The following is a 20,611-nucleotide window of genomic DNA, read 5'->3' on the forward strand; positions in this document are numbered from 1 at the left end:
CACGCGCAACTTGGGGGAGTTCATGAACACAGTTCTGTCCGCATCAGCCAGATGCCGCGCGCCGCTCACGGCGCGAGCATCGGGAACCGGCGCGACGGTTCACGCCCATGGGTGACCGCGTAGGGATCGTCGGTGGAGGCATCGTCGGCGTCGCGCTCGCGCGCGAGTTGAGCGCACGGGGCGACCAGGTGACGGTCCTGGAGAAGGAGAAGCGGCTCGCCCAGCACCAGACCGGGCGCAACTCGGGAGTCGTTCACGCGGGGCTCTACTACACGCCGGGGTCGCTGAAGGCTCAGCTGTGCGCAGCGGGCCGCGTGTCTATGCGGGAATTCTGCGAGGAGAAGGGGCTGCCCTACCGCGAAGTGGGCAAGCTCGTCGTCGCCGTGGATGAGAGTGAGCTGCCAGCCCTCGCAGAGATCGAGCGCCGGGCGATCGCGAACGGTGTACCCGACCTCGCCCGCATCGATGACGAATCCCGGATGCGCGACATCGAACCGCACGTCGCTGGAGTCGCGGCCGTGCACTCGCCGCACACCGCGATCGTCGATTACGCCGCGATCACCGAGGCGATGGCGCAGGACGTCCGGGCGGGCGGCGGCATCATCCGGCTCGGGCACGAGGTCACCGGCATCCGCGCGGAAGGCGCCACGGTGCGCGTCCTCACGAATGTTTCCGAGGACGTGTTCGACCGCGTCATCGTGTGCGCCGGTCTCCAGTCCGACGTCGTCGCGCGCTTCGTCGGCGCCGACCCGGCGCCCAAGATCCTGCCCTTCCGAGGTGAGTACTGGGAGCTCGCGCCCGAGCGCACGGACCTCGTGCGAGGCATGATTTATCCCGTCCCCGACCCGCGGTTCCCCTTCCTGGGCGTGCACTTCACGCGGGGGGTTTACGACAACGTCCACGTCGGTCCGAACGCCGTGCCCGCTCTGGCCCGCGAGGGATACACGTGGCTCCAGGTGTCGGCACGTGACACGTGGGAGTCGCTGAAGTGGCCGGGAGCGTGGCCGCTCGCCAAGCAGCATTGGCGGATGGGCGTCGACGAGATCAGCGGATCGCTTCTGAAGCCGCTCTACTATCGCAAGGCTCGCCGGTTCGTTCCGGAGTTGCGGATGGCGGACCTCACCCACAAAACCGCGGCAGGTGTCCGCGCGCAAGCGTGGGGTAGCGCGGGCGAACTGCTGGACGACTTCAAGGTCGACCAGGTTGGGGCCGTGACGCTGCTGCGGAATGCCCCGTCACCCGCGGCGACCAGCTCGATCGCCATCGCCCGCCACGTGATCGCCAACCACCTCGCTCCGGTGGCAACCACCTGACCCACTCCGCGGCATCGGCGGGAATCGTGCGGGCGATGGCGGTCGCCCGAGCCGTGACGAGAGGCCGCGGCTCCCCCCGCCGTCGAGGGCTTCGGCACGTTCCCCGTGCGCGCGTTCGCCGCGCTCGCGCACTTACCCCGCCCCAGTGCCCGAACTGAGGACACTCGGCCGGCCGAACTTGCACACTCGGGCGTGCCCAGGTGGCACCCTCGGGCGTGCCCAGGTGGCACCCTCGGGCGTGCCGAACTGAGCACACTCGGGCGTGCCCAACTCGGAGGCTGTCCCCGGAGTGTGCCTAACTCAGCCCAAATCGGCCCGGGTGGGGGAAGACACCGGTGTCGGGGCGGGTTCTTGCTGAGTTAGGCCCGCTACACCGTGTTACGCGGCGGGATCAGGCTGCGGCATGCGGCGGTCACGCTGCGCGGCGCCGGCGGCGGCGGCTTCGGCGGCCGGGTCGCGGTGCGGCTGGCGGCGGGGTCGCGTTGGGGCGGGGCGGGGAGGGGAGGGCGGGGATCCGGCTGCGGGATGTTGGCCGTACGGGCGGGCCCGGAGCTGGCGCGTGGGTTTGCCGCGTTGAGGCCGCCCGAGCGTGCCTAACTCAGCCTGAGCGCGCCCTGGTCGGGAAAGACACCGGTGTCGCGCCGCTTTCACCCTGAGTTAGGCGCGCTACTCGTGTTCGGCGGCGGGGTCGCCCTGGCCCGGGCCGGGGCGCACGGCGGCGTCATCGCGGATGTCGACCCGCGTCACGCCCGCACGGTGCGTGACGTTGATGCGCGGCGCCGCGTCCGCCTCGGTCGCATCGGGCGCCGCCGTCAGCTGATCGGTGCGCTTCTCGTCGTCGGTCTGGGGGTCGCTCATGGCATCTCCAAGGGTCGGGTTCGGGTCAGGCGGTGCGCCACTCGTCGCTGGTGAGGTGCGATCCGGCCTGAGGTCCCATCTGCAGCATCCCACCATCTACGACCCAGCTCGCGCCCGTGACGTACGACGCCGCCGGGGAGGCGAGGAACGCGACGACGGCCGCGATCTCTTCCGGGCGTCCGGGACGGCCGAGGGGGATTCCGGGGCGATGCGTCTTCTCGGCCTCCTCGGGATCCATGTCGTTCAGTGGCGTGGCGATCTCGCCGGGGGCGACGGCGTTGACCGTGATGCCCTGCGCGCCGAGCTCCTGGGCCATGGTCTTCACGAGGCCCCCGAGGCCGTGCTTGGCGGCGACGTACGCGGCGCTCCCCACGCGCGGCTGGTGCTCGTGCACGCTCGAGATCGCGATGATCCGGCCGCCCGCGCCGGCAGCGGCCATCCGCCGCGCGGCGGCCTGCATGCCGACGAAGGCGGCGTCCAGATTGAGCCCGACGTCCTGGCGCCAGCCGGCCAGGTCGAGATCGAGCACGTGACCGCCTGCGCCACCGCCGGCGTTGTTGATGAACACGTCCACCCCGCCGAGCTCCTCGGCCAGGGCGTCGAGGACGCCCCCGGCGGTCTCCAGGTCGGTCGCGTCGAAGTGGCTCACGACCGCGCGCCCGCCGCGGGCGCGAACGGCCTCGGCGGTGCGCTGCGCGCCCTCCTCGTCGGAGTGCCACGTGATGCCCACGTCCATGCCGGCTTCGGCCAGGGCGACGGCGCACGCGGCGCCGATGCCCGAGTCGGAGCCGGTGACGATCGCGTGACGGGGGGAGAAGTCATCGGTATTCATGGCTCGACGGTACGAGCATCGGGACATCGCGCAGACACCCTTTACATCCGCTCATCACGGCGTTAGCGTTCCCGATTCACACCAGCGCGGGGCCGTGATCCTCGCCGACGGGACCCCGCAGCGTCGGGCCGCGCCGGCGCCCATGAAAGCGCGGATGCCCTCGTGGGTCGGTGGTGCCGGGTCGGCGCGCACGGATGACGCGGCGCGGACGCATCCGTACGCTGTCGCCATGGACCAGGGGAACATCGCTCCGCTCGACCCGGCCGCCGCCGCGCGGGGTATTTCCCGGCTCACGCAGTCGGACATCTACCGCGCCGGGATCAGCGGAACCCGGCCGCAGGTGCCGGTGGACGCGACGGCGCTGGAGGATGCTGCGCGACGCGGGTTGAGCGCCGCCGCCTTCGCCTATCTCGCCGGTGGCGCGGGGGCGGAGCGCACCGTCGCGGCGAACCGCGCGGCGTTCGAGCGGTGGCAGGTGTGGCCGCGGCCGCTTCGCGATGTCGCCACGCGCGATCTATCTGTCGAGCTGTTCGGCCGGCGCCTGCCGACGCCGCTCCTTCTCGCGCCGCTCGGTGTGATGGAGTTGGCCCATCGCGAGGCCGATCTGGCGGTGGCCCGCGCCGCGGCGGAACTGGGCGTGCCGTACACGCTCAGCAATCAGGCATCCGTCGCGATGGAGGCCGTCGCTGCCGCGACGCCGGGCGCCCCGCGGTTGTTCCAGCTGTACTGGTCGTCGTCCGACGAGTTGAACGCGTCGCTGCTCCGCCGGGCAGAGGAGTCGGGATGCTCCGCCATCGTGGTGACGCTCGACACCCATCTGCTGGGATGGCGCACGCGCGACCTCGACCTCGCCTACCTGCCCTTCACGCGTGGGCTCGGCGTCGCGCAGTACACCTCCGATCCGGTGTTCCGGCGGATGGTCGCCGAACGTGCCGGCACCCGGCACGCCGCCGACGCGCCCGGCGTGCGCATCACCCCGAAGGCCATCGCCGCGGGGATCACGATCGCCCGCAAGGGCTCGGCGCTGACCGGAGGCGGGGTCCGGGAAGGTCTGCGCTCGCCCCTGCCCCGCGCGGCCGTGGAGACGTTCCTCGACGTCTTCTCGACTCCCTCTCTCACCTGGGATGACCTCGCCCGCGCGCGCGAGTGGACCTCTCTGCCGATCGTGCTGAAGGGCATCGTCCATCCCGACGACGCCTCCCGCGCGATGGATGCCGGCGCAGACGGGGTGTGGGTGTCGAACCACGGCGGCCGGCAGATCGACCTGTCGGTGCCGACGCTGGACGCTCTTCCCGCCGTCGCCGACCGTGTCGGCGGGGCGGTTCCGGTGATCTTCGACTCGGGTGTGCGGCAGGGGTCTGACGTCTTCACCGCCCTCGCACTCGGCGCGACGGCGGTCGCGGTTGGGCGGCCTTACGCGTACGCGCTGGCGGTCGCCGGGCAGGCAGGCGTGCGCGAGGTGGTCCGAAACGTCCTCGCCGAGCTCGACATCACCCTGGGGCTGGCCGGTTTTACGGCGGTCTCCGAGGTCGGACCGTCGGCCCTCCGCGACACGGGGGCGTGAGCCGGGCCTTTCCCGCGCGGCGGCGGCCGGCGGGCGCGTGAGCCGGGCCGCCGGCGCCGCTCGATAGAATCGAGGTACCGCGATTTCCGCGGCATCCCACCCTCTTTCCGACCATTGGAGCCACCGTGGCCGAACAGTCCCGCCTTGATAAGGTCATCGCCCTCGCCCGCCACCGCGGGTTCGTCTTCCAGGCGGGCGAGATCTACGGCGGCTCTCGCTCGGCATGGGACTACGGCCCCCTCGGCACCGAACTGAAGGAGAACATCCGTCGCCAGTGGTGGCAGACGTTCGTCCGCGGGCGTGGCGACATGGTGGGCTTGGACTCGTCGATCATCCTGCCCAAGCGCGTGTGGGAGGCATCCGGTCACGTCGCGACGTTCACCGATCCGCTCGTGGAGTGCCTGCACTGCCACAAGCGATTCCGCGCCGACACGCTGATCGAGGACTACGAGGCGCGCAAGGGCCGCCCCGCCGAGAACGGGCTTGCCGACATCCCGTGCCCCAACTGCGGCACGAAGGGCCAGTACACCGAACCGAAGGCGTTCTCCGGTCTCGTGAAGACCTACCTCGGCGTCGTCGACGACGAGAGTGGCCTGTACTACCTGCGGCCCGAGACGGCGCAGGGCATCTTCGTGAACTTCAGCAACGTGCTCACGGCGTCGCGCCGCAAGCCTCCGTTCGGTGTGGGCCAGGTCGGCAAGGCGTTCCGCAACGAGATCACGCCCGGAAACTTCATCTTCCGCACCCGCGAGTTCGAGCAGATGGAGATCGAGTTCTTTACGCCCCCCGCCGAGGCGGACGAATGGTTCGACCACTGGGTCGAGGCGTGCTGGAACTGGTTCATCGACCTCGGCGTCGACCCCGCGAACATGCGCCGCTACGACGTCCCCGTCGAGGACCGCGCGCACTATTCCGCCGGCACCATCGACGTCGAGTACCGCTTCGGATTCCCCGGCAAGGAGTGGGGCGAGCTCATGGGTGTCGCCAACCGCACCGACTACGACCTCACGAGCCACTCCGAGGCATCCGGTCAGAGCCTGACGTTCTTCGACCAGGCCTCCGGGGAGAAGTACACCCCGTTCGTCATCGAGCCCTCCTTCGGCCTGACGCGCGCCATGATGGCGTTCCTCGTCGACGCGTACGAGGAGGAGGAGGTGCCCAACGCCAAGGGCGGCACCGACAAGCGCACGGTGCTGCGGCTCGATCCGCGCCTGGCTCCCGTCAAGGTCGCGGTGCTGCCGCTCTCGCGCAACGAGCGGCTCTCCCCGCTCGCGCGGGAGGTCGCCGACGGTCTCCGCGGCCTGTGGAACGTCGACTTCGATGACGCCGGTGCGATCGGCCGCCGCTACCGCCGCCAGGACGAGATCGGCACGCCGTTCTGCGTCACCGTCGACTTCGACTCGCTCGACGACCACGCCGTGACCGTTCGCGACCGCGACACCATGGCCCAGGAGCGGGTGCCCCTCGACGCCCTGCACACCTACCTGGCCGACCGGCTCCGGGGAGCCTGAGCCGCTCCGCAGCATCCCGGCCGCCCCGCGGCGTGCACAACGGCGGAGATCCTGGGTGACGCGCCGGGCGTTGGGGCCGTTGCCCGGCGTGTCGGAGGCGATATCCGCCGTTGTGCACGGGCGGGATGCGGCGCCCAGCGCCCGGCCCGCGCCCCCGGCGCAGGCCCGGCATCCGGCGCCTGAGCCGCTCGGCAGCATCCCGGCGGCCCCGCGGGGTGCACAACGGCGGAGATCCTGGGTGACGCGCCGGGCGTTGGGGCCCTTGCCCGGCGTGTGGGAGGCGATATCCGCCGTTGTGCACGGGCGGGATACACGCGGCCAACGGGATGCCGCGCCCGGCGCCGGCCCGCGAATCAGAAGATTCGCCGGACTCAGGCCGCTCGGCTGCGGTTCGGTCGTGATTCCGGCGGATCTCTTGACTCCCCGGGGCGAGCGGGCGGGGGTCAGCGGGTGGTGGCGCGGTAGGAGTCGCCGATGATCTGCGCCAGCACGTCCAGGTCGACGGTGGAGGCATCCTTCACGTACAGGCACCCGACACCGGTCGTGTGCGGGCCGAGCCGTTCCAGCTCGGCGGCGTGGGCGTCGACGCCGTCGACCAGGTAGACGGTCGTGGCCGCCTTCCGCGGGGCGAAGCCGACCGCGGCGGTGTCGCCCTCGCGCCCGCTGTCGTATGTGTAGTGGTGCGAGCCGAATCCGATGATCGACCCCCACAGGGTCGGGTCCTCGCCGGTCACGCGGGCGCACAGCTCGAGGAGCGTCTCCGCGTCGCGCCGGCGCGTGGCCGGCTCCACCCGGTCGAGGAATGCCTGCACATCGGCGGGAATGTTCACGTCACTTCTCCTTGGCGGCGGCCTTCATTGCGCGCTTGTGCTCGCGGACCTTCGCGAGCGACTCCGGGCTCGTGATGTCGGCGACCGAGCGGAACGATCCGTCCTCGCCGTAGGGGGCGGATGCTTCGCGCCAGCCCTCCCCGTCGAAGCCGCGCTGCTTGCCTAGGAGCGCGAGGAAGATCTTCGCCTTCTGCTCGCCGAAGCCGGGGAGCGCCTTCAGGCGCTTGAGCACCTCCGGTCCCGCGGGGGCGTCGCGTGTCCAGATCGCGGATGCGTCGCCGCCCCACTCCTGCTCGACTGCCGCGCAGAGCGCCTGGACGCGGCCGGCCATCGACCCGGGGTAGCGGTGCACGGCCGGTGGCGTCCGGAACGCCTCGGCGAACGCGTCGGTGTCGTAGTGCGCGAGGGCGCCGGCGTCCAGCGAGCCGACGCGGTCGCGGATCTTGAGGGGGCCGGTGAACGCGGTCTCCATCGCGATCTGCTGGTCCAGCAGCATCCCGATCAACAGCGCCAGCGGGTCGTCGCCCAGCAACGCGTCGGCCTCGGGGTCGTCGGTGATGTGCAGAGTCATGCCGACATCCTCCCACCCGCCCCCACCGAGCACCGGGGGCGGGCCTCGCACCCGAGGTCCACCGCCGTGGGTGCGAGACCGCGACTTAGGCTGGGAGCATGGACCATCTCCGTGCTCTCCACCGCCTCCGCGATGCCATCAACGCCCACGAGGCGACCCGGATCGCGGCCAACTTCGCGGAGGACTACTCCGTCGAGACTCCGAGGGATCCCGACCTGGCCTTCACCGGTCGCGCGCAGGTCGAGCGGAACTGGCAGGCGATCCTCGGGCGACTGCCCGACCTGAACGCCGAGCTGCTGCGTTGGGCGGTGCAGGATGACGAGGTCTGGTCGGAGTGGAGGATGTCCGGCACGGCGAGCGATGGCGGGCCGGACACGCTGGCCGGCACGGTGATCTGGCGCACAGACGAGGACGGCCTGGTGTCGTGGGCGCGGTTCTACCTCGGCCCGGTGATCGTGGGAGCGCCGAAGGCGTTCTCTCCCGGACCCGGGGCACCCGGGAACTGAGCCCGGGCCCCGCGCCGACGTTCCGGCGGGGGAAAGACCTCAGGCCACGCCGGAGTCCGCGTCGGTGGCCCGGAGGTCCTCCTCGGCCACCTCGATTCCGAACAGCGTCGTCAGGGCGGCCAGGTACTCGTCGCCGCGGCCGAGTTCGGCCAGTTCGTGCGCGCGCGCCGTGGGCGTGTGGAGGATGACGCCGACGAGGTGACGCAGCGCCTGCTCGGTGCGCCCGTCGTCGTCACCGCGGGCGCGCGCGCGGGCGATCTCCGCATCGAGGGCGGCGAAGGCGCGGGTGCGCAGCGCCACGACCCCCGGTGTCACGTTGCGTCGCTCGCCGCGCACGGCGAAACGGCGTGCGGCGTCGCGCACGACCTCGCGCGCCGCATCCGTGGCCTGCAGCTCCTCGAGCGGTGCGTGCAGGCGGATGGTCTCGAGGTCGAGGAGCTGGACACCGGCGACGGTCCCGACGTCGGGGTCGACGTTGCGGGGCAGACCGAGATCGATCACCATCCGTCGCCTGGCGGAGGGAGTGGGTTCCCAGGCGCCGGCGGTGAACGTCGCGGCGCTGAGGACGGCGTGCTCTGCGGTCGTGCAGGTGATGATGAGGTCAGCCTGCGCGGCGACGGAGGGAAAGCGCTCGGCGGCGATCGGGTGCAGCCCGTGCTTCGTCGCGAACTTCGCGGCGCGGCCGGACGGCGAATAGACCGAGATGTCCTCGGCGCCCTGGTCGCGCAGTGCGGCGACGGTGGCTGCGGCGTAGGAGCCCGTTCCCACCAGCAGCACACGCTGCGCCGACCAGTCGATGATGCGGCTGCCGGCCAGGTCGAGGGCCAGACGCACGAGCGACCGCCCGGCCCGGCCGAGCGCCGTGGCGTTCTTGACTCCGCGCTGCGCCTCGGAGGCCCGCTGGAACAGCCGCTCCAGATCACCCGACGTGGTGCCGAGTCGGCGGGACTCCGTGAGCGATCGGCGCACCTGTCCGGCGATCTCGCCTTCGCCGACGACGACGGACTCGAGACCGGATGCGACGGCGAACAGATGCTCGGCGACCTCGTCGCCGCCCAGCACCTCATACGACCCCGTGAGCTCGCCGGCCGGGACGCCGGTGGCGGCCTCGATCGCGGCGAGGGTCGCCTCCACGCCGACCGTGGTGACCGGCTCGTCCATGTCGACGTACGCCTCGAAACGGTTGCAGGTGGCAACCACGACGGCGCCCTGCACCCCCTCCGCATGTGCGGCGATAAGGGGGGCGATGGGGGTGGAGGGGACGCTGAGGCGCTCCAGAAGCTCGAAGGAGGCGGTCTTATGACTCGCGGAGACGCACAGCAGCACGAGACAAGATTCTACCGGTGGTGTGCGGCGCCTTGGCGAGTTGCCTCGACGGCGAGCGAACCGGCCGCCGCGCCTTCGTAAACTGGGGCCGTGCAGTGGTCTTCCGCCGGCTCGCTCGAGCCCGTTCCCGCCCTCGATCGACTCGATCTGCTGCCGCATCCGGTGGGAGCGGCCCTCATCGCTCTGGACCCGGACCGCGCGCCGCTGGTCGGCGTAGCCGAGATCGATCCCGAGCTCGCCGACACGGCCGCGTTCTGCGCGCGGTACGGCTCGCCGCTGGACCAGAGCGCGAACTGCGTCGTGATCAAGGGCAAGCGGGGAGGCGACATCCGCTATGCCGCGTGCGTCGTGCTCGCCACGACACGCGCCGACGTCAACGGCACGGTGCGACGGCGCCTGGATGTGCGGAGCGCCTCCTTCGCGCCGATGGCCGAGGCGGTCGAGCTCACGGGAATGGAGTACGGCGGCATCACCCCGCTGGGGCTGCCGTCGGACTGGCCGGTCTTCGTGGATGCGGCGGTCGCCGCTTCACCGGACGTGGTGGTGGGAGCCGGCGCCCGCGGCGCCAAGCTGTTCCTTCCCGGGGCGGTGTTGGCCGCGCTGCCGCATGCCGAAGTCGTCGAGGGCCTCGCCCTGCCCCCGCGGGAAGCGTAGTCCGGGCCCGCACGGCCACCCAGCGGGCGTCCGGACGGCGGGTGGGAGGATGGGAACCGTGGCTTCTCCTGACGCACCCCTCCTCCGCGCCCTCCGTGGCGATCGCCCCGAGCGCACCCCGGTGTGGTTCATGCGGCAGGCCGGCCGGTCGCTTCCGGAGTACCGCGAGCTGCGCGTGGGAACGCGGATGCTGGACGCCTGCCTCACGCCGGATCTCGCGGCGGAGATCACGCTGCAGCCGGTGCGCCGGCACGGCGTGGACGCCGGCATCTTCTTCAGCGACATCGTGATCCCCCTCCGTCTCGCCGGCGTCGAGGTGGAGATCGAACCCGGGCGCGGTCCGGTGTTCGCCGATCCGGTGCGCACCGCATCCGATGTCGAGCGCGTCACGGCGATCGATCCGTCCGCCGTCGCCGAGGCGGCAGGTCCCGTGCGCGAGGCCGTCCGGATCGTCACCGCCGAACTCGGCGCCACCCCGCTCATCGGGTTCGCCGGGGCCCCCTTCACCCTCGCCGCCTACCTCGTCGAGGGCGGCCCGTCGAAAGAACACCTGCGGGCGCGCGCCATGATGCATGCCGACCCCGCGTCGTGGCATCGACTGGCCGGATGGCTGGCGGCGGTGTCAGCGGCGTTCCTGCGGGCCCAGACCGAGGCCGGGGCTGCAGCGGTCCAGCTGTTCGACTCGTGGGCCGGGTCGCTCTCGGCCGCCGACTACCGCGCGTTCGCCGCCCCGCACGCCCGCGCGGCGCTCGAGGGCATCGAGGCGCCCCGCATCCACTTCGGCGTCGGAACCGGACCGTTCCTCGCCGACATGCGCCTCGGGGGCATTGCCGACGCGGTCGGGGTCGACTGGCGCCTTCCCCTGGACGAGGCGGCAGCCATCCTCGGTCCCGACACCACCGTGCAGGGAAACATCGACCCGGCGCTGCTGACAGCGCCCGAGGATGTGCTCCTCGCTCACGTGGACGACGTCCTCGCCCGCGGCCGCGCGGCGCGCGCGCACGTCCTCAACCTCGGTCACGGCGTCCCGCCCGACACCGACCCGGGCGTGCTCACCCGCATCGTGGCGGCAGCCCACGGAGAAGCGGCGTGAGCGAACCGGATCTGGACCGACTCGCAGCGCAGGCGAGCCGGGCGCACGTCGCCATCGTGGGCGGCGGCATCGCCGGCCTGGTCGCGGCTCTGGAGTTCGCCAAGGTCGGCGTGCGCGTCACGGTGCTCGAACAGGACGAGCGCCCCGGCGGCGTCGTGCGGTCGGCCGAGATCGACGGCCTCGTGCTCGACGTCGGTGCCGAGAGCTACGCCACCCGCGGCGGAACGGTGCGTGCGCTCATCGACGAACTCGGGCTGGGCGAGGCCGTCACCGCGCCCAACCAGGGCGGGGCGTGGGTCGCCGGCCTCCCGGGAGGTGCCGCGGCGCCGCTTCCTCGCGGCGGCGTCCTGGGCATCCCCGACAACCCCTGGGCGCCCGAGGTGCGCCGCGTCATCGGCTGGGCGGGTGCGTGGCGCGCCTACCTCGATCGGGTGCGCCCGCCCCTGACGATCGGCCACCGGCACAGCCTCGGTGCCCTCGTCCGCACCCGCATGGGCGCCAAGGTTCTGGAGCGACTGGTCGCACCGGTCACCGCAGGGGTGTACTCCGCGCGGCCCGACGACATCGACGTGGATCTGGCGGCGCCCGGGCTCAACGCCGCCCTCACCCGCACCGGCTCGCTCAGCGGCGCCGTCGCCGACCTCCGGGGAGGCCGCACCTCGGCCCCCGGTGGGGCGGTGGAGGGGCTCGTGGGCGGCATGGCGACCCTCGTGGATGCGCTCGCCGCCCGGGTGCGCGAGTTCGGCGGCGAGGTGCGCACAGGTGTCGGCGTGACCGGGCTGCGCGCGGAGGACGGCGCGTGGACCGTGCTCCTGGACGCACCGGGCGAGGAGCCGGGCGAGGAGGAGGTCCGCTCCGACGCGGTTCTGGTGGCGGCGCCCGAACGTGTCGCCCGGGCGCTGCTGGCTCCCGTGGTGCCGACGATGGAGCGCGATACGGCGGAGGCCCCGGTCGTGGAGGTGGTCACGCTCGTCGTCCAGAGCGCCGAGCTGGACGCCTTCCCGCGCGGGTCCGGGGTGCTCACCGTCCCGGGGGCGTACGCGGCGAAGGCGCTCACGCACTCCACGGCGAAGTGGGACTGGGTCGCGCGCGAGGCGGGCCCCGGCCGCCACGTCCTGCGGGTGTCGTTCGGTGCCCAGGGAGAGGAACCCGCCACGGCGGCGCTGGATGATGCGGCCGCGGCGCTGCTCGCTCTGGACGAGGCCTCCGCGCTGCTCGGGGTGACGTTGGATGCTGCGCACCTCCGGGGTGCGCGGCGCGAGCGCTTCGCCCAGGCGCAGCCGGCCGCCACCATCGGGCGTGCGGCCGCGACCGCCGCGGCGCGGGGGGCGATCTCCGCGGTGCCGGGCCTGGGCGCCGTCGGCGCGTGGCTGTCGGGCACCGGCCTCGCGCAGGTCGTCCCCGACGCGCGAGCGGAGGCCGACCGCATCCGTTCAGCCCTGCTCTGGCGGTCGGAGCTTCCGGGGGCCTGACCCCTGCCCCGCCCGCGCGGCGATGTCAAGGGCGAATGCCGCAGACGGAATACAGGGCTACTCTGGACGGAATCGTACCTCCCATCATCGATCGTGAGGAGCGCCCCATGAAGGGCAAAGTAGGAATCGTCATCGGCCTCGCCGCCGGATACGTACTCGGCAGTCGCGCAGGGCACGACCGTTACGAGCAGATCAAGGAACAGGCCGCGAAGGTGTGGAACACCGACCCGGTTCAGAAGCAGGTCGACAAGGCCAAGGCTTTCGGGTCTTCGGCCGCCAAGGTCGTCCCCGGCGCCCTGTGGGACGGCGCGAAGCGCGTCACCAGCGCCGCGAGCGGCTCGGGCACCGTGCAGGAGAAGGCGCAGCGCGCCGCCGCCTCCGCGAAGTCGGCCGCGAAGGACGTCGCGGACGCTGTCGGCGACTCGCTCGAGGAAGCCGATCAGGCCTCCGGCGCGTCCAAGAGCGCTTCCAACGGCGCTACGAACGGTTCCGGCGACAACAAGGGCGCCGCCAGCGCCGGGAGCTGATGACATGACGACGCCGCGCGGTTTCCGCGACCGCGCCGACGAGAGCCTGTTCACCCTGGTCGGGGACATCCCCGACCTCGTGCGCAATCTCGTCGTCGCGGAGATCAACGCCGCCAAGAAGTGGCTGGCCAAGACCGCGAAAGACGCCGGAATCGGCGCCGGCTGGTTCGTCGGAGCGCTCTTCGTGCTCTTCTGGTCCCTGCCGGTGTTCTTCGCGTTCGTGATCGCCGGGCTCTCGTCGTGGTGGCCGGTATGGCTCTCGGCACTCGTCGTGTTCGGCGTGATGCTGGTGATCGTCGCGATTCTCGCGGTCCTCGGGATCATGCGCTTCCGCAAGCTCAGCTCGGGAGAGAACCCCGGTCAAGCCGTGGCCGAAGACATCCGGATCGTGAAGGAGGCTGGCGATGAGCGTTGATCGTCCGATCCCCGTCCCCCGTACGGGGATCGCCCTGGGCATCTCCGACCCGGTGGAGAAGGCACGCGCCGAGCTGAAGGCGACGCTGGCCGCCATCGAGATCAAGGCCAATGTGCCCCGCCGCCTGGGTCACGGGGTCGATCGTGCGGTCGCGCGAGCGCGCGAGTTCCGCCGGACCAACCCCACCGGGGCGGCTGCCGCCGTAGTCGGGGTGGCGGCCACGGTCGGCGGCCTCGTCTGGCTCGCCGTGCGGGCCTACACGCGCTGAGCGCGTTTGGCCGCGCGCGGCCGTCGGGGGAGACTGGGGGTATGTCCGAGGAGTCCCCTGCATCCGTGTTCACTCTCTGGGCCGTGTTCCGCCGCGACCCGGAGAACCCCGTCGCGGAACCGGACGCCACCGAGTTGGCCGACATCGTCGCGCTGATCGAGGGCGGCGGGGTGACCATCCGCGGTTTCTACGACGTCAGTGGTCTCCGCGCCGACGCCGACCTGATGATCTGGATGCACGGGACAGACGCCGAGGTCCTTCAGCGCGACCTCCGGCGCCTCCGGCGGACGGAGTTGCTGCGGCCGCTGCTGCCGGTGTGGAACGCCATGGGCGTGCACCGCGATGCGGAGTTCAACCGGGCCCACGTGCCGGGGTTCCTGCGCGGGGTGCCCGCGAAGTCCTGGCTCACGGTGTACCCGTTCGTCCGCAGCTACGAGTGGTACCTGCTGCCCGATGAGGAACGCCGCGCGATGCTCGCCGACCACGGCCGCAAGGGCGCCGCGTTCACCGGGGTGACCGCCAACACCGTCGCCTCGTTCGCACTGGGCGACTACGAATGGCTGCTGCCGATGGAGGCCGACGTCCTCACCGATCTCGTCGACGTGATGCGCGAACTCCGCTACACCGAGGCCCGGCGCCACGTCCGCGAAGAGGTCCCGTTCTTCACCGGGCGACGCATCCATCCGCACGAGGTGCCCGAGGTGCTTCAGTGAGCCGCCGATGACTCTCCGTCTGGGAACCCGGCGCAGCGCTCTGGCCCTCGCCCAGTCGCAGCGGGTCGCCGACGCGCTTGCCACCGCATCCGGCGAGGACGTCGAGCTGGTGCCCATCGTCAGCGAAGGCGATGTGTCGCGCGCGTCGCTCTCGGAGATCGGTGGCCGCGGCGTCTTCGCGACGACCCTGCGCGACGCCCTGCTCGCCGGCCGCTGCGACCTGCTGGTGCACTCGCTGAAGGATCTGCCCACGGCCCAGCCTGCCGAGTTCCTCCTCGCTGCCACGCCGGCCCGTGAGGACGCGCGGGACGTCGTCATCACGCGCACGGGCACGCCCCTGCTCGAACTCGCGGAGGGTGCGGTCGTGGGGACGGGGTCGCCACGACGCATCGCGCAGGTGCGGCGACGCAACCCGAGGGTGCGCGTGCAGGATCTGCGCGGCAACGTCGATTCGCGCCTCGGTCGCGTGCGCGACGGCGAACTGGATGCCGTGATCCTCGCTGCGGCCGGGCTGTCGCGGCTGGGCGGCGATCTGGGGTCTCTGCACGCCGAACCCCTCGGACTCGCCGACTGGCCGACGGCACCGGGCCAGGGGGCACTGGCCGTGGAGACGCGGACGGACGCCGACGCCGGGCTGCTGGCGGCGCTGGCGGCCCTGGACGACCTGCAGACCCGCATCGCGGTCACGGCGGAACGCCGCGTGCTGTCGGGTCTGGATGCGGGCTGCTCGGCCCCCGTGGGCGCGCACGCCGAGGTGGTCGGGGGAGACCTGCGGGTTCGCGCGATCGTGTATGCGTTGGACGGAGCGCACCGGGTCGGCGTGGACCGCACCGTGCGGTTGGAGCCCCTTCTGCGGGCCGACCGGGAGTATGGTGGAATTGTAGGCAGCGGCGATGGTGCGAATGCTGCCGACGGCGCGGACCCGATCGCGCGAGCCACGCGCACCGGGGACGACATTGCACGTCGGCTGCTCGAACGTGGGGCGGCCGACCTGGTACCACGAGAGTCGACCCCATGAATCACACCTCCCGGCACACGGCGACATCCGAGAAGCCCCTTGCGGGCTGGCGGGTGCTCGTGCCGCGTGGAGGACCGTGGGGTGACGGAGTGGCCGCCACGCTTCGTCAGCAGGGCGCGGTGCCGGTCATCGCGCCGCTGATCAATTTCGCACCCACCAACGATCAGGCAGCGCTCGAGCAGGCGCTGGCCGAATTGGCCGCCGGGGTTTTCGACTGGCTCACCGTCACCAGCGCGACGACGGTCGACGTGCTCTACGCCTACCGCGCCGTCATCCCCACCCGCACCAAGGTGGCCGCCGTCGGTGAGACGACAGCCGCGGCGCTGCAGGCGGTCGGGTACCGCGTCGATCTCGTTCCCGAGCGTGACAACTCCGCGGCCGGGCTGGCCGAGGAGATGATCGCGCGCGAGGCGGAGACGCGCGACGTGCTCACCCTCCGCAGCGAGATCGCCAAACCCGTGCTGACGCGTCTACTGGGCGAGGCCGGACATCGCGTTCGCAGCGTCGTGGCGTACCGCACGGTCGGTGTGCCGGTGACCGAGCGGATCGCGCTGGACGTCGCATCGGGCCGTATCAACGCCATCCTGGTCACGAGCGGTTCGGTCGCCGAGCAGGTGCACGCGCAGTTCCCCTCGATCCCCGACTCGACGGTGATCGCCGCGATCGGGCCGCGGACGGCCAAGGACGCCCGCCGCACGGGGCTGAGCGTCGACGTGATCGCCGACCAGCAGACCGTCGACGCGCTCATCGACGCCGTCTCGCGCTTCCCCCTTCCGCACGCCGCCGACGAACTGCAGCCGTGAGCTTCCCTCAGCATCGCCCCCGGCGTCTCCGCCAGACCCCCGCGGTCCGGCGCCTGGCGCGCGAGACGCACCTCGTTCCCTCGCAACTGGTTCTTCCGCTGTTCGTGCGCGAGGGCATCGGCGAGCCCGCACCGATCTCCTCGATGCCCGGCGTCGACCAGCACACGCTCGACTCGCTGCGCCGCACGGCTGCGGATGCGGCGGAGGCCGGCGTGGGCGGAGTGATGCTGTTCGGTGTGCCGGCGGTGCGCGACGCCCGGGGTTCCGGCGCAGATGACCCCCGGGGCATCCTCAACGTCGCCACCGAGGCCGTTGTCGCGGAAGTGGGCGACGCGCTGGTCGTGCAGACCGACCTGTGTCTGGACGAATTCACCGACCACGGCCATTGCGGGGTGCTCGACGGGCGCGGGCGCGTCGACAACGACGCGACGCTGGAGCGGTACGCCGACATGGGGCTCGCGCAGGCCCGCGCCGGCTCCGTGATGTTGGGGCTGTCCGGGATGATGGACGGCCAGGTCGCCTACGTGCGCGCGGCGCTGGATGCCGAAGGCTTCACCGACACGCTGCTGCTGGCGTACTCGGCCAAGTACGCCGGAGCGTTCTACGGACCGTTCCGCGAGGCCGTCGACTCCCAGCTGACCGGAGACCGTCGCAGCTACCAGCTCGACCCGGGGAACGGCCGTGAGGGCGTGCGCGAGGCGCTGCTCGACGTCGACGAGGGTGCCGACGTCGTCATGGTCAAGCCGGCCCTGCCGTACCTCGATGTGCTGGCCGATGTGCGCGCCGCCGTGGACGTGCCGGTGTGGGCCTATCAGGTGTCGGGCGAGTACGCGATGGTCGAGGCCGCCGCGGCGAACGGGTGGATCGACCGGCGCCGCGCCATCGAAGAGAGCCTGCTGTCGATCCGCCGTGCCGGAGCCGACGCCATCCTGACCTACTGGGCCGCCGAGGCCGCGCGCTGGTTGCGCGCCGCATCCTGACCCCTCGTGCCAGTCAGCTCCGCCCGTGCCGACCTGGCCAGCCCCGGCCGGCCAGCCCAGCCAGCCCTGGCCGGCTGGCCAGCCCAGCCAGCCAGCCCGGCCAGCTCCGCCCAACCAGCCCTCGCATGTCTCACTTTCGGCAAGTTTGGGCCCCGTTTGTTGCAGTTCGTGAGACATGGTGCGCCGAAAGTGAGACACGGGGCGCCGAAAGTGAGACATGGTGAGAAGAGGATGACCGGATGACTGACCGGAACGATGAGTGGTTCGACAGAGCCCGCGCCGTGATCCCGGGTGGCGTGAACTCGCCTGTGCGCGCGTACGGGTCCGTCGGCGGCACGCCGCGGTTCGTCGCCTCGGCCCGCGGGGCCACCGTGACGGACGAGGCGGGCCGCACCTATGTCGACCTCGTCGCCTCGTGGGGTCCGGCCCTCCTGGGGCACGCGCATCCGGAGGTCGTCGCGGCGGTGCAGGATGCCGCATCCCGCGGCCTGTCATTCGGTGCGCCCACGTCGGCCGAGGTCGAGCTCGCCGACCTCATCGCCTCACGCGTGGTGTCCGGGAGCACCCGCCCGGTGGAGAAGGTGCGGCTGGTGTCCACGGGCACCGAGGCGACCATGACCGCCATCCGCCTGGCGCGCGGCGTCACCGGCCGCGACCTGCTCGTGAAGTTCGCCGGCCATTACCACGGCCACTCTGACGGGCTCCTCGCCGCCGCCGGCTCCGGCGTCGCCACCCTCGCGCTGCCGGGATCGGCGGGCGTCCCCGCGCCCATCGCGGCGCAGACCCTCGTCCTGCCGTACAACGACCTCGATGCCGTGCGGGAGGCCTTCGCCACGTATGGCGACCAGATCGCGGCGATCATCGTCGAGGCCGCGTCGGCGAACATGGGCGTGGTCCCGCCGCTGCCGGGCTACAACGCCGCGCTGGCCGACATCGCCCACGCGCACGGCGCGCTGATGATCCTCGACGAGGTGCTCACCGGCTTCCGGGTGCACCCCGCCGGCTTCTGGGGACTGCAGGCGGCAGCGGGGGAGCAGTATGCGCCCGACCTCTTCACCTTCGGCAAGGTCGTGGGCGGCGGGATGCCGCTGGCGGCCCTCGGCGGCCGAGCGGACGTGATGGATGCGCTCGCCCCCGCCGGCCCGGTGTATCAGGCGGGCACTCTGTCGGGCAACCCGCTGTCGGTGGCGGCCGGCCTCGCCACCCTCCGTCTCGCGACACCCGAGGTGTACGCGCGGGTGGATGCCGCGGCATCCACGGTCGCCGATGCGCTGTCGGACGCCCTCACCCGGGCCGGCGTCGTCCACGCCGTGCCGCGGGCGGGATCGCTGTTCGGCGTGGCGTTCCTCCCCGAGGTGCCGCACGACTACGCCACGGCGCTCACGCAGGAGTCGTGGCGGTACCCGCCCTTCTTCCACGCGATGCTCGGTGCGGGAGTCTCGCTTCCACCGAGCGTGTACGAGGCCTGGTTCCTCACCGCCGCCCACGATGACGACGCCGTGAGCCGCGTGCTGGATGCCCTCCCCGCCGCGGCGCGGGCCGCCGCATCCGCGGTCGCGCCGTGAGCGTGCGGCCGCTGGGCGGGGATGCGGCATGAGCGGGCCGCGCGTCGTGGTGCTGGCCGGCGGAGTGGGCGGAGCGAAGTTCACGCTCGGCGTGCGTGCAGCCCTCGCCGCCCGCGGTGCGCCGGAGGCCACCGTGGTGGTCAACACCGGCGATGACCTGTGGCTGTCGGGCGTGCGCCTGCAACCCGACGTCGACTCGATCACGTACGCGCTCGCCGGCGTCAACGACACGCAGCGCGGGTGGGGACGCGCCGGAGACACCGAGCGCGTGAACGAGGAGCTGCAGGCGTGGGGCGCGGGCTGGCCGTGGTTCACACTCGGCGATCTCGACCTCGGCACGCACGTGGCCCGCACGGGGTGGCTCCGCGAGGGCCTCACCCCCACGCAGGTGCTCGAGCGGATGGCTTGGCGCTGGCCCCTCGGCGCGCGACTGCTGCCGATGACCGACGCCGAGGTCGACACCATCGTCACCGTGCAGGACGACGACGGCGCCGAGCGCCGCATGCACTTCCAGGAGTGGTGGACGCGCCACCGCGCCGCGCTCACCCCGCTGCGCTTCGACAATCCGGGCATCGCCGAGGCCGCCCCCGCGCCGGGCGTCGTCGAGGCGATCGCGGAGGCCGACGTCGTGCTCCTCGCGCCGTCGAACCCCGTCGTGTCGATCGGACCGATCCTCGCCGTCCCCGGGATCCGCGCGGCGCTGGCGGCAGCATCCGCCGTCGTGGGGGTCTCACCGATCATCGGCGGGCGCGTCGTGCGGGGAATGGCCGATGTCTGCCTCACCGCGATCGGGGTCGAGACCTCCGCCGCCGCGGTGGCCGCCCTCTATGGTGCTCGCAGCGCCGGGGGAGTGCTCGACGCGTGGCTGCTCGCCGAGGAGGATGCCGCCGCCGCCGTGTCGGTTCAGGCATCCGGCGTCCGGCCCGTGGTGGCTCCGCTGTGGATGACCGACGAGGCCGCGTCCGCGGCGATCGTCGACGCCGCCCTCGCCGCCGCAGCCTGACCGCGGGTCAGGCGACGGAGGGGGCGGACAGCAAAGCGGCCGTGCGCGGGCCCAGACCCAGGGATGCAGCGGCGTCCAGTTGCGCCGACGTGTCGACATCGCGCCGCAGCGACGAGTCCTCCGGTAGGTCGATGTCGGTGCAGCCGAGGAGCCGGTGGCGCTCGGCCGATCCCTCGCCGAACGCGGAGGTCCACACCGCGCCCGCCCGCGCGGTGACGAGCGTCGAGCCGGTGCCCTCGGCATCGGTGACGAGCCCGCGTTCCAGGGTCGCGGCCGTCTCGAGCGCGGCATCCAGTTCGGCCGTACGGAGGGCCGGGAGGTCGCCGAGGAGCGCGGCACGTGGCACCGCCGTGCCCGCCGCCTGAGCCCCGAGGGCGACGGCGGCGTCCAGACCCTCGCTGCCGCCTTCGCGCACCACCTCCACGGCCCGCATGCGCGCGGCGGCGGCGGCGACCTCGGCGTCGTCGGTGACCACGATCACGCGCGCGACGTGCGCGGCACCGGTGGCGGCGGCGATCGTGTCGAGGGCGATCGCGCGGGCCAGCGCCGCCCGGTCGCCGCCGGCGTCGGTCAAGCGGGACTTGCCGGTGTCCGCCCCCTTGACCGGGACGATCACGGTCCATCCATCCGTGCGCAACTCCTGCATGTGGGAGGGCGGAACCGGTTCCGGGTGGCGTGGCGGGGTCATGGCAACCAATTCTGCAGGAGTTGTGCGCGAAGGGTGGGCGGAGACGGCGGGGGGCGGAGGGGGACTACAGTCCGCCCTGCACGCCGCGTCGCGGACGACGG

At 72.3% G+C, this 20,611-nt stretch carries 22 protein-coding genes; 16 read left to right on the plus strand and 6 right to left on the minus strand.

The window, feature by feature from the left end; translation table 11 throughout:
* The first annotated feature begins 107 nt into the window (after nucleotides 1-107).
* The gene (lhgO, locus tag AC2DGY_RS00710) at nucleotides 108-1,313 is read left to right on the plus strand and encodes an L-2-hydroxyglutarate oxidase (RefSeq protein WP_484507779.1); all 1,206 of its coding nucleotides are present in this window, start codon (nucleotides 108-110) and stop codon (nucleotides 1,311-1,313) included.
* A 666-nt stretch (nucleotides 1,314-1,979) separates the two neighbouring features.
* Here the strand turns inward: lhgO and AC2DGY_RS00715 are convergent.
* Nucleotides 1,980-2,171: a multidrug transporter gene (locus AC2DGY_RS00715; protein ID WP_484507780.1), complete on the minus strand. Its 192-nt coding sequence runs from the start codon at nucleotides 2,169-2,171 to the stop codon at nucleotides 1,980-1,982.
* 25 nt (nucleotides 2,172-2,196) lie between these two features.
* Complete coding sequence (locus AC2DGY_RS00720) at nucleotides 2,197-3,003, minus strand: SDR family oxidoreductase (protein WP_484507781.1); 807 nt, start codon at nucleotides 3,001-3,003, stop codon at nucleotides 2,197-2,199.
* Between the two features lie 229 nt (nucleotides 3,004-3,232).
* Here AC2DGY_RS00720 and AC2DGY_RS00725 point away from each other — a divergent pair, with 229 nt between their 5' ends.
* On the plus strand, nucleotides 3,233-4,567 hold the full coding sequence (locus AC2DGY_RS00725; RefSeq protein ID WP_484507782.1) for an alpha-hydroxy-acid oxidizing protein: 1,335 nt from the start codon (nucleotides 3,233-3,235) through the stop codon (nucleotides 4,565-4,567).
* Between the two features lie 125 nt (nucleotides 4,568-4,692).
* Nucleotides 4,693-6,078, plus strand: a complete 1,386-nt coding sequence (locus AC2DGY_RS00730; RefSeq protein WP_484507783.1) for a glycine--tRNA ligase — start codon at nucleotides 4,693-4,695, stop codon at nucleotides 6,076-6,078.
* Nucleotides 6,079-6,521: 443 nt separating this feature from the next.
* On the opposite strand, the gene AC2DGY_RS00735 is transcribed toward AC2DGY_RS00730, so the two are convergent.
* Together AC2DGY_RS00735 and AC2DGY_RS00740 are read right to left on the minus strand one after the other, a co-directional pair.
* Nucleotides 6,522-6,908, minus strand: a complete 387-nt coding sequence (locus tag AC2DGY_RS00735; RefSeq protein WP_484507784.1) for a DUF1801 domain-containing protein — start codon at nucleotides 6,906-6,908, stop codon at nucleotides 6,522-6,524.
* A 1-nt stretch (nucleotide 6,909) separates the two neighbouring features.
* The gene (locus AC2DGY_RS00740) at nucleotides 6,910-7,479 is read right to left on the minus strand and encodes an HhH-GPD-type base excision DNA repair protein (protein ID WP_484507785.1); all 570 of its coding nucleotides are present in this window, start codon (nucleotides 7,477-7,479) and stop codon (nucleotides 6,910-6,912) included.
* A gap of 98 nt (nucleotides 7,480-7,577) precedes the next feature.
* Between AC2DGY_RS00740 and AC2DGY_RS00745 the strand changes: the two genes are divergently transcribed.
* Nucleotides 7,578-7,985: a nuclear transport factor 2 family protein gene (locus AC2DGY_RS00745; protein WP_484507786.1), complete on the plus strand. Its 408-nt coding sequence runs from the start codon at nucleotides 7,578-7,580 to the stop codon at nucleotides 7,983-7,985.
* 39 nt (nucleotides 7,986-8,024) lie between these two features.
* On the opposite strand, the gene AC2DGY_RS00750 is transcribed toward AC2DGY_RS00745, so the two are convergent.
* Nucleotides 8,025-9,311: a glutamyl-tRNA reductase gene (locus tag AC2DGY_RS00750; protein WP_484507787.1), complete on the minus strand. Its 1,287-nt coding sequence runs from the start codon at nucleotides 9,309-9,311 to the stop codon at nucleotides 8,025-8,027.
* A 90-nt stretch (nucleotides 9,312-9,401) separates the two neighbouring features.
* Between AC2DGY_RS00750 and AC2DGY_RS00755 the strand changes: the two genes are divergently transcribed.
* The 12 genes from AC2DGY_RS00755 (at nucleotide 9,402) to cofD (ending at nucleotide 19,822) form a co-directional block, all read left to right on the plus strand.
* Entirely contained in the window at nucleotides 9,402-9,965 is a 564-nt protein-coding gene (locus tag AC2DGY_RS00755) for a YbaK/EbsC family protein (RefSeq protein ID WP_484507788.1), read from the plus strand.
* A 49-nt stretch (nucleotides 9,966-10,014) separates the two neighbouring features.
* Nucleotides 10,015-11,058 (plus strand): uroporphyrinogen decarboxylase, encoded by a 1,044-nt coding sequence (hemE, locus tag AC2DGY_RS00760; RefSeq protein ID WP_484507789.1) that lies wholly within the window; start codon nucleotides 10,015-10,017, stop codon nucleotides 11,056-11,058.
* Nucleotides 11,055-12,530: a protoporphyrinogen oxidase gene (gene hemG, locus AC2DGY_RS00765; protein ID WP_484507790.1), complete on the plus strand. Its 1,476-nt coding sequence runs from the start codon at nucleotides 11,055-11,057 to the stop codon at nucleotides 12,528-12,530. Before hemE ends, hemG begins: the two co-directional genes overlap by 4 nt.
* A gap of 107 nt (nucleotides 12,531-12,637) precedes the next feature.
* On the plus strand, nucleotides 12,638-13,057 hold the full coding sequence (locus AC2DGY_RS00770) for a hypothetical protein (RefSeq protein WP_484507791.1): 420 nt from the start codon (nucleotides 12,638-12,640) through the stop codon (nucleotides 13,055-13,057).
* A 4-nt stretch (nucleotides 13,058-13,061) separates the two neighbouring features.
* Nucleotides 13,062-13,472 (plus strand): phage holin family protein, encoded by a 411-nt coding sequence (locus AC2DGY_RS00775; protein WP_484507792.1) that lies wholly within the window; start codon nucleotides 13,062-13,064, stop codon nucleotides 13,470-13,472.
* Nucleotides 13,462-13,740 (plus strand): hypothetical protein, encoded by a 279-nt coding sequence (locus AC2DGY_RS00780; RefSeq protein WP_484507793.1) that lies wholly within the window; start codon nucleotides 13,462-13,464, stop codon nucleotides 13,738-13,740. Before AC2DGY_RS00775 ends, AC2DGY_RS00780 begins: the two co-directional genes overlap by 11 nt.
* A gap of 41 nt (nucleotides 13,741-13,781) precedes the next feature.
* Complete coding sequence (hemQ, locus tag AC2DGY_RS00785; protein ID WP_484507794.1) at nucleotides 13,782-14,453, plus strand: hydrogen peroxide-dependent heme synthase; 672 nt, start codon at nucleotides 13,782-13,784, stop codon at nucleotides 14,451-14,453.
* 7 nt (nucleotides 14,454-14,460) lie between these two features.
* Complete coding sequence (hemC, locus tag AC2DGY_RS00790) at nucleotides 14,461-15,471, plus strand: hydroxymethylbilane synthase (protein ID WP_484507795.1); 1,011 nt, start codon at nucleotides 14,461-14,463, stop codon at nucleotides 15,469-15,471.
* Nucleotides 15,468-16,274, plus strand: a complete 807-nt coding sequence (locus AC2DGY_RS00795) for a uroporphyrinogen-III synthase (RefSeq protein ID WP_484507796.1) — start codon at nucleotides 15,468-15,470, stop codon at nucleotides 16,272-16,274. Before hemC ends, AC2DGY_RS00795 begins: the two co-directional genes overlap by 4 nt.
* Nucleotides 16,271-17,254 (plus strand): porphobilinogen synthase, encoded by a 984-nt coding sequence (gene hemB / locus AC2DGY_RS00800; RefSeq protein ID WP_484507797.1) that lies wholly within the window; start codon nucleotides 16,271-16,273, stop codon nucleotides 17,252-17,254. Before AC2DGY_RS00795 ends, hemB begins: the two co-directional genes overlap by 4 nt.
* 239 nt (nucleotides 17,255-17,493) lie before the next feature.
* Nucleotides 17,494-18,819, plus strand: coding sequence for a glutamate-1-semialdehyde 2,1-aminomutase (gene hemL / locus AC2DGY_RS00805; RefSeq protein ID WP_484507798.1), 1,326 nt, complete (start codon nucleotides 17,494-17,496; stop codon nucleotides 18,817-18,819).
* A gap of 28 nt (nucleotides 18,820-18,847) precedes the next feature.
* Nucleotides 18,848-19,822, plus strand: coding sequence for a 2-phospho-L-lactate transferase (cofD, locus tag AC2DGY_RS00810; RefSeq protein ID WP_484507799.1), 975 nt, complete (start codon nucleotides 18,848-18,850; stop codon nucleotides 19,820-19,822).
* A gap of 7 nt (nucleotides 19,823-19,829) precedes the next feature.
* Here cofD and cofC read toward each other — a convergent pair whose 3' ends face one another.
* A complete protein-coding gene (cofC, locus tag AC2DGY_RS00815) occupies nucleotides 19,830-20,510 on the minus strand; it encodes a 2-phospho-L-lactate guanylyltransferase (RefSeq protein ID WP_484507800.1) in 681 nt (226 codons plus the stop codon).
* Nucleotides 20,511-20,611: the final 101 nt, after the last annotated feature.

The organism is Microbacterium sp. Z6_144 (assembly GCF_057197625.1).

Excerpts from the sequence above, each read along its gene's own strand:
- AC2DGY_RS00715 (WP_484507780.1), bottom strand. The coding sequence starts at position 2,171 with ATGAGCGACCCCCAGACCGACGACGAGAAGCGCACCGATCAGCTGACG.
- hemC (WP_484507795.1), top strand. The coding sequence starts at position 14,461 with ATGACTCTCCGTCTGGGAACCCGGCGCAGCGCTCTGGCCCTCGCCCAG.
- AC2DGY_RS00745 (WP_484507786.1), top strand. The coding sequence starts at position 7,578 with ATGGACCATCTCCGTGCTCTCCACCGCCTCCGCGATGCCATCAACGCC.
- AC2DGY_RS00740 (WP_484507785.1), bottom strand. The coding sequence starts at position 7,479 with ATGACTCTGCACATCACCGACGACCCCGAGGCCGACGCGTTGCTGGGC.
- cofC (WP_484507800.1), bottom strand. The coding sequence starts at position 20,510 with ATGACCCCGCCACGCCACCCGGAACCGGTTCCGCCCTCCCACATGCAG.
- hemE (WP_484507789.1), top strand. The coding sequence starts at position 10,015 with ATGGGAACCGTGGCTTCTCCTGACGCACCCCTCCTCCGCGCCCTCCGT.
- hemQ (WP_484507794.1), top strand. The coding sequence starts at position 13,782 with ATGTCCGAGGAGTCCCCTGCATCCGTGTTCACTCTCTGGGCCGTGTTC.
- AC2DGY_RS00780 (WP_484507793.1), top strand. The coding sequence starts at position 13,462 with ATGAGCGTTGATCGTCCGATCCCCGTCCCCCGTACGGGGATCGCCCTG.
- AC2DGY_RS00720 (WP_484507781.1), bottom strand. The coding sequence starts at position 3,003 with ATGAATACCGATGACTTCTCCCCCCGTCACGCGATCGTCACCGGCTCC.
- AC2DGY_RS00795 (WP_484507796.1), top strand. The coding sequence starts at position 15,468 with ATGAATCACACCTCCCGGCACACGGCGACATCCGAGAAGCCCCTTGCG.
- hemL (WP_484507798.1), top strand. The coding sequence starts at position 17,494 with ATGACTGACCGGAACGATGAGTGGTTCGACAGAGCCCGCGCCGTGATC.
- lhgO (WP_484507779.1), top strand. The coding sequence starts at position 108 with ATGGGTGACCGCGTAGGGATCGTCGGTGGAGGCATCGTCGGCGTCGCG.
- AC2DGY_RS00725 (WP_484507782.1), top strand. The coding sequence starts at position 3,233 with ATGGACCAGGGGAACATCGCTCCGCTCGACCCGGCCGCCGCCGCGCGG.
- AC2DGY_RS00770 (WP_484507791.1), top strand. The coding sequence starts at position 12,638 with ATGAAGGGCAAAGTAGGAATCGTCATCGGCCTCGCCGCCGGATACGTA.
- AC2DGY_RS00775 (WP_484507792.1), top strand. The coding sequence starts at position 13,062 with ATGACGACGCCGCGCGGTTTCCGCGACCGCGCCGACGAGAGCCTGTTC.
- cofD (WP_484507799.1), top strand. The coding sequence starts at position 18,848 with ATGAGCGGGCCGCGCGTCGTGGTGCTGGCCGGCGGAGTGGGCGGAGCG.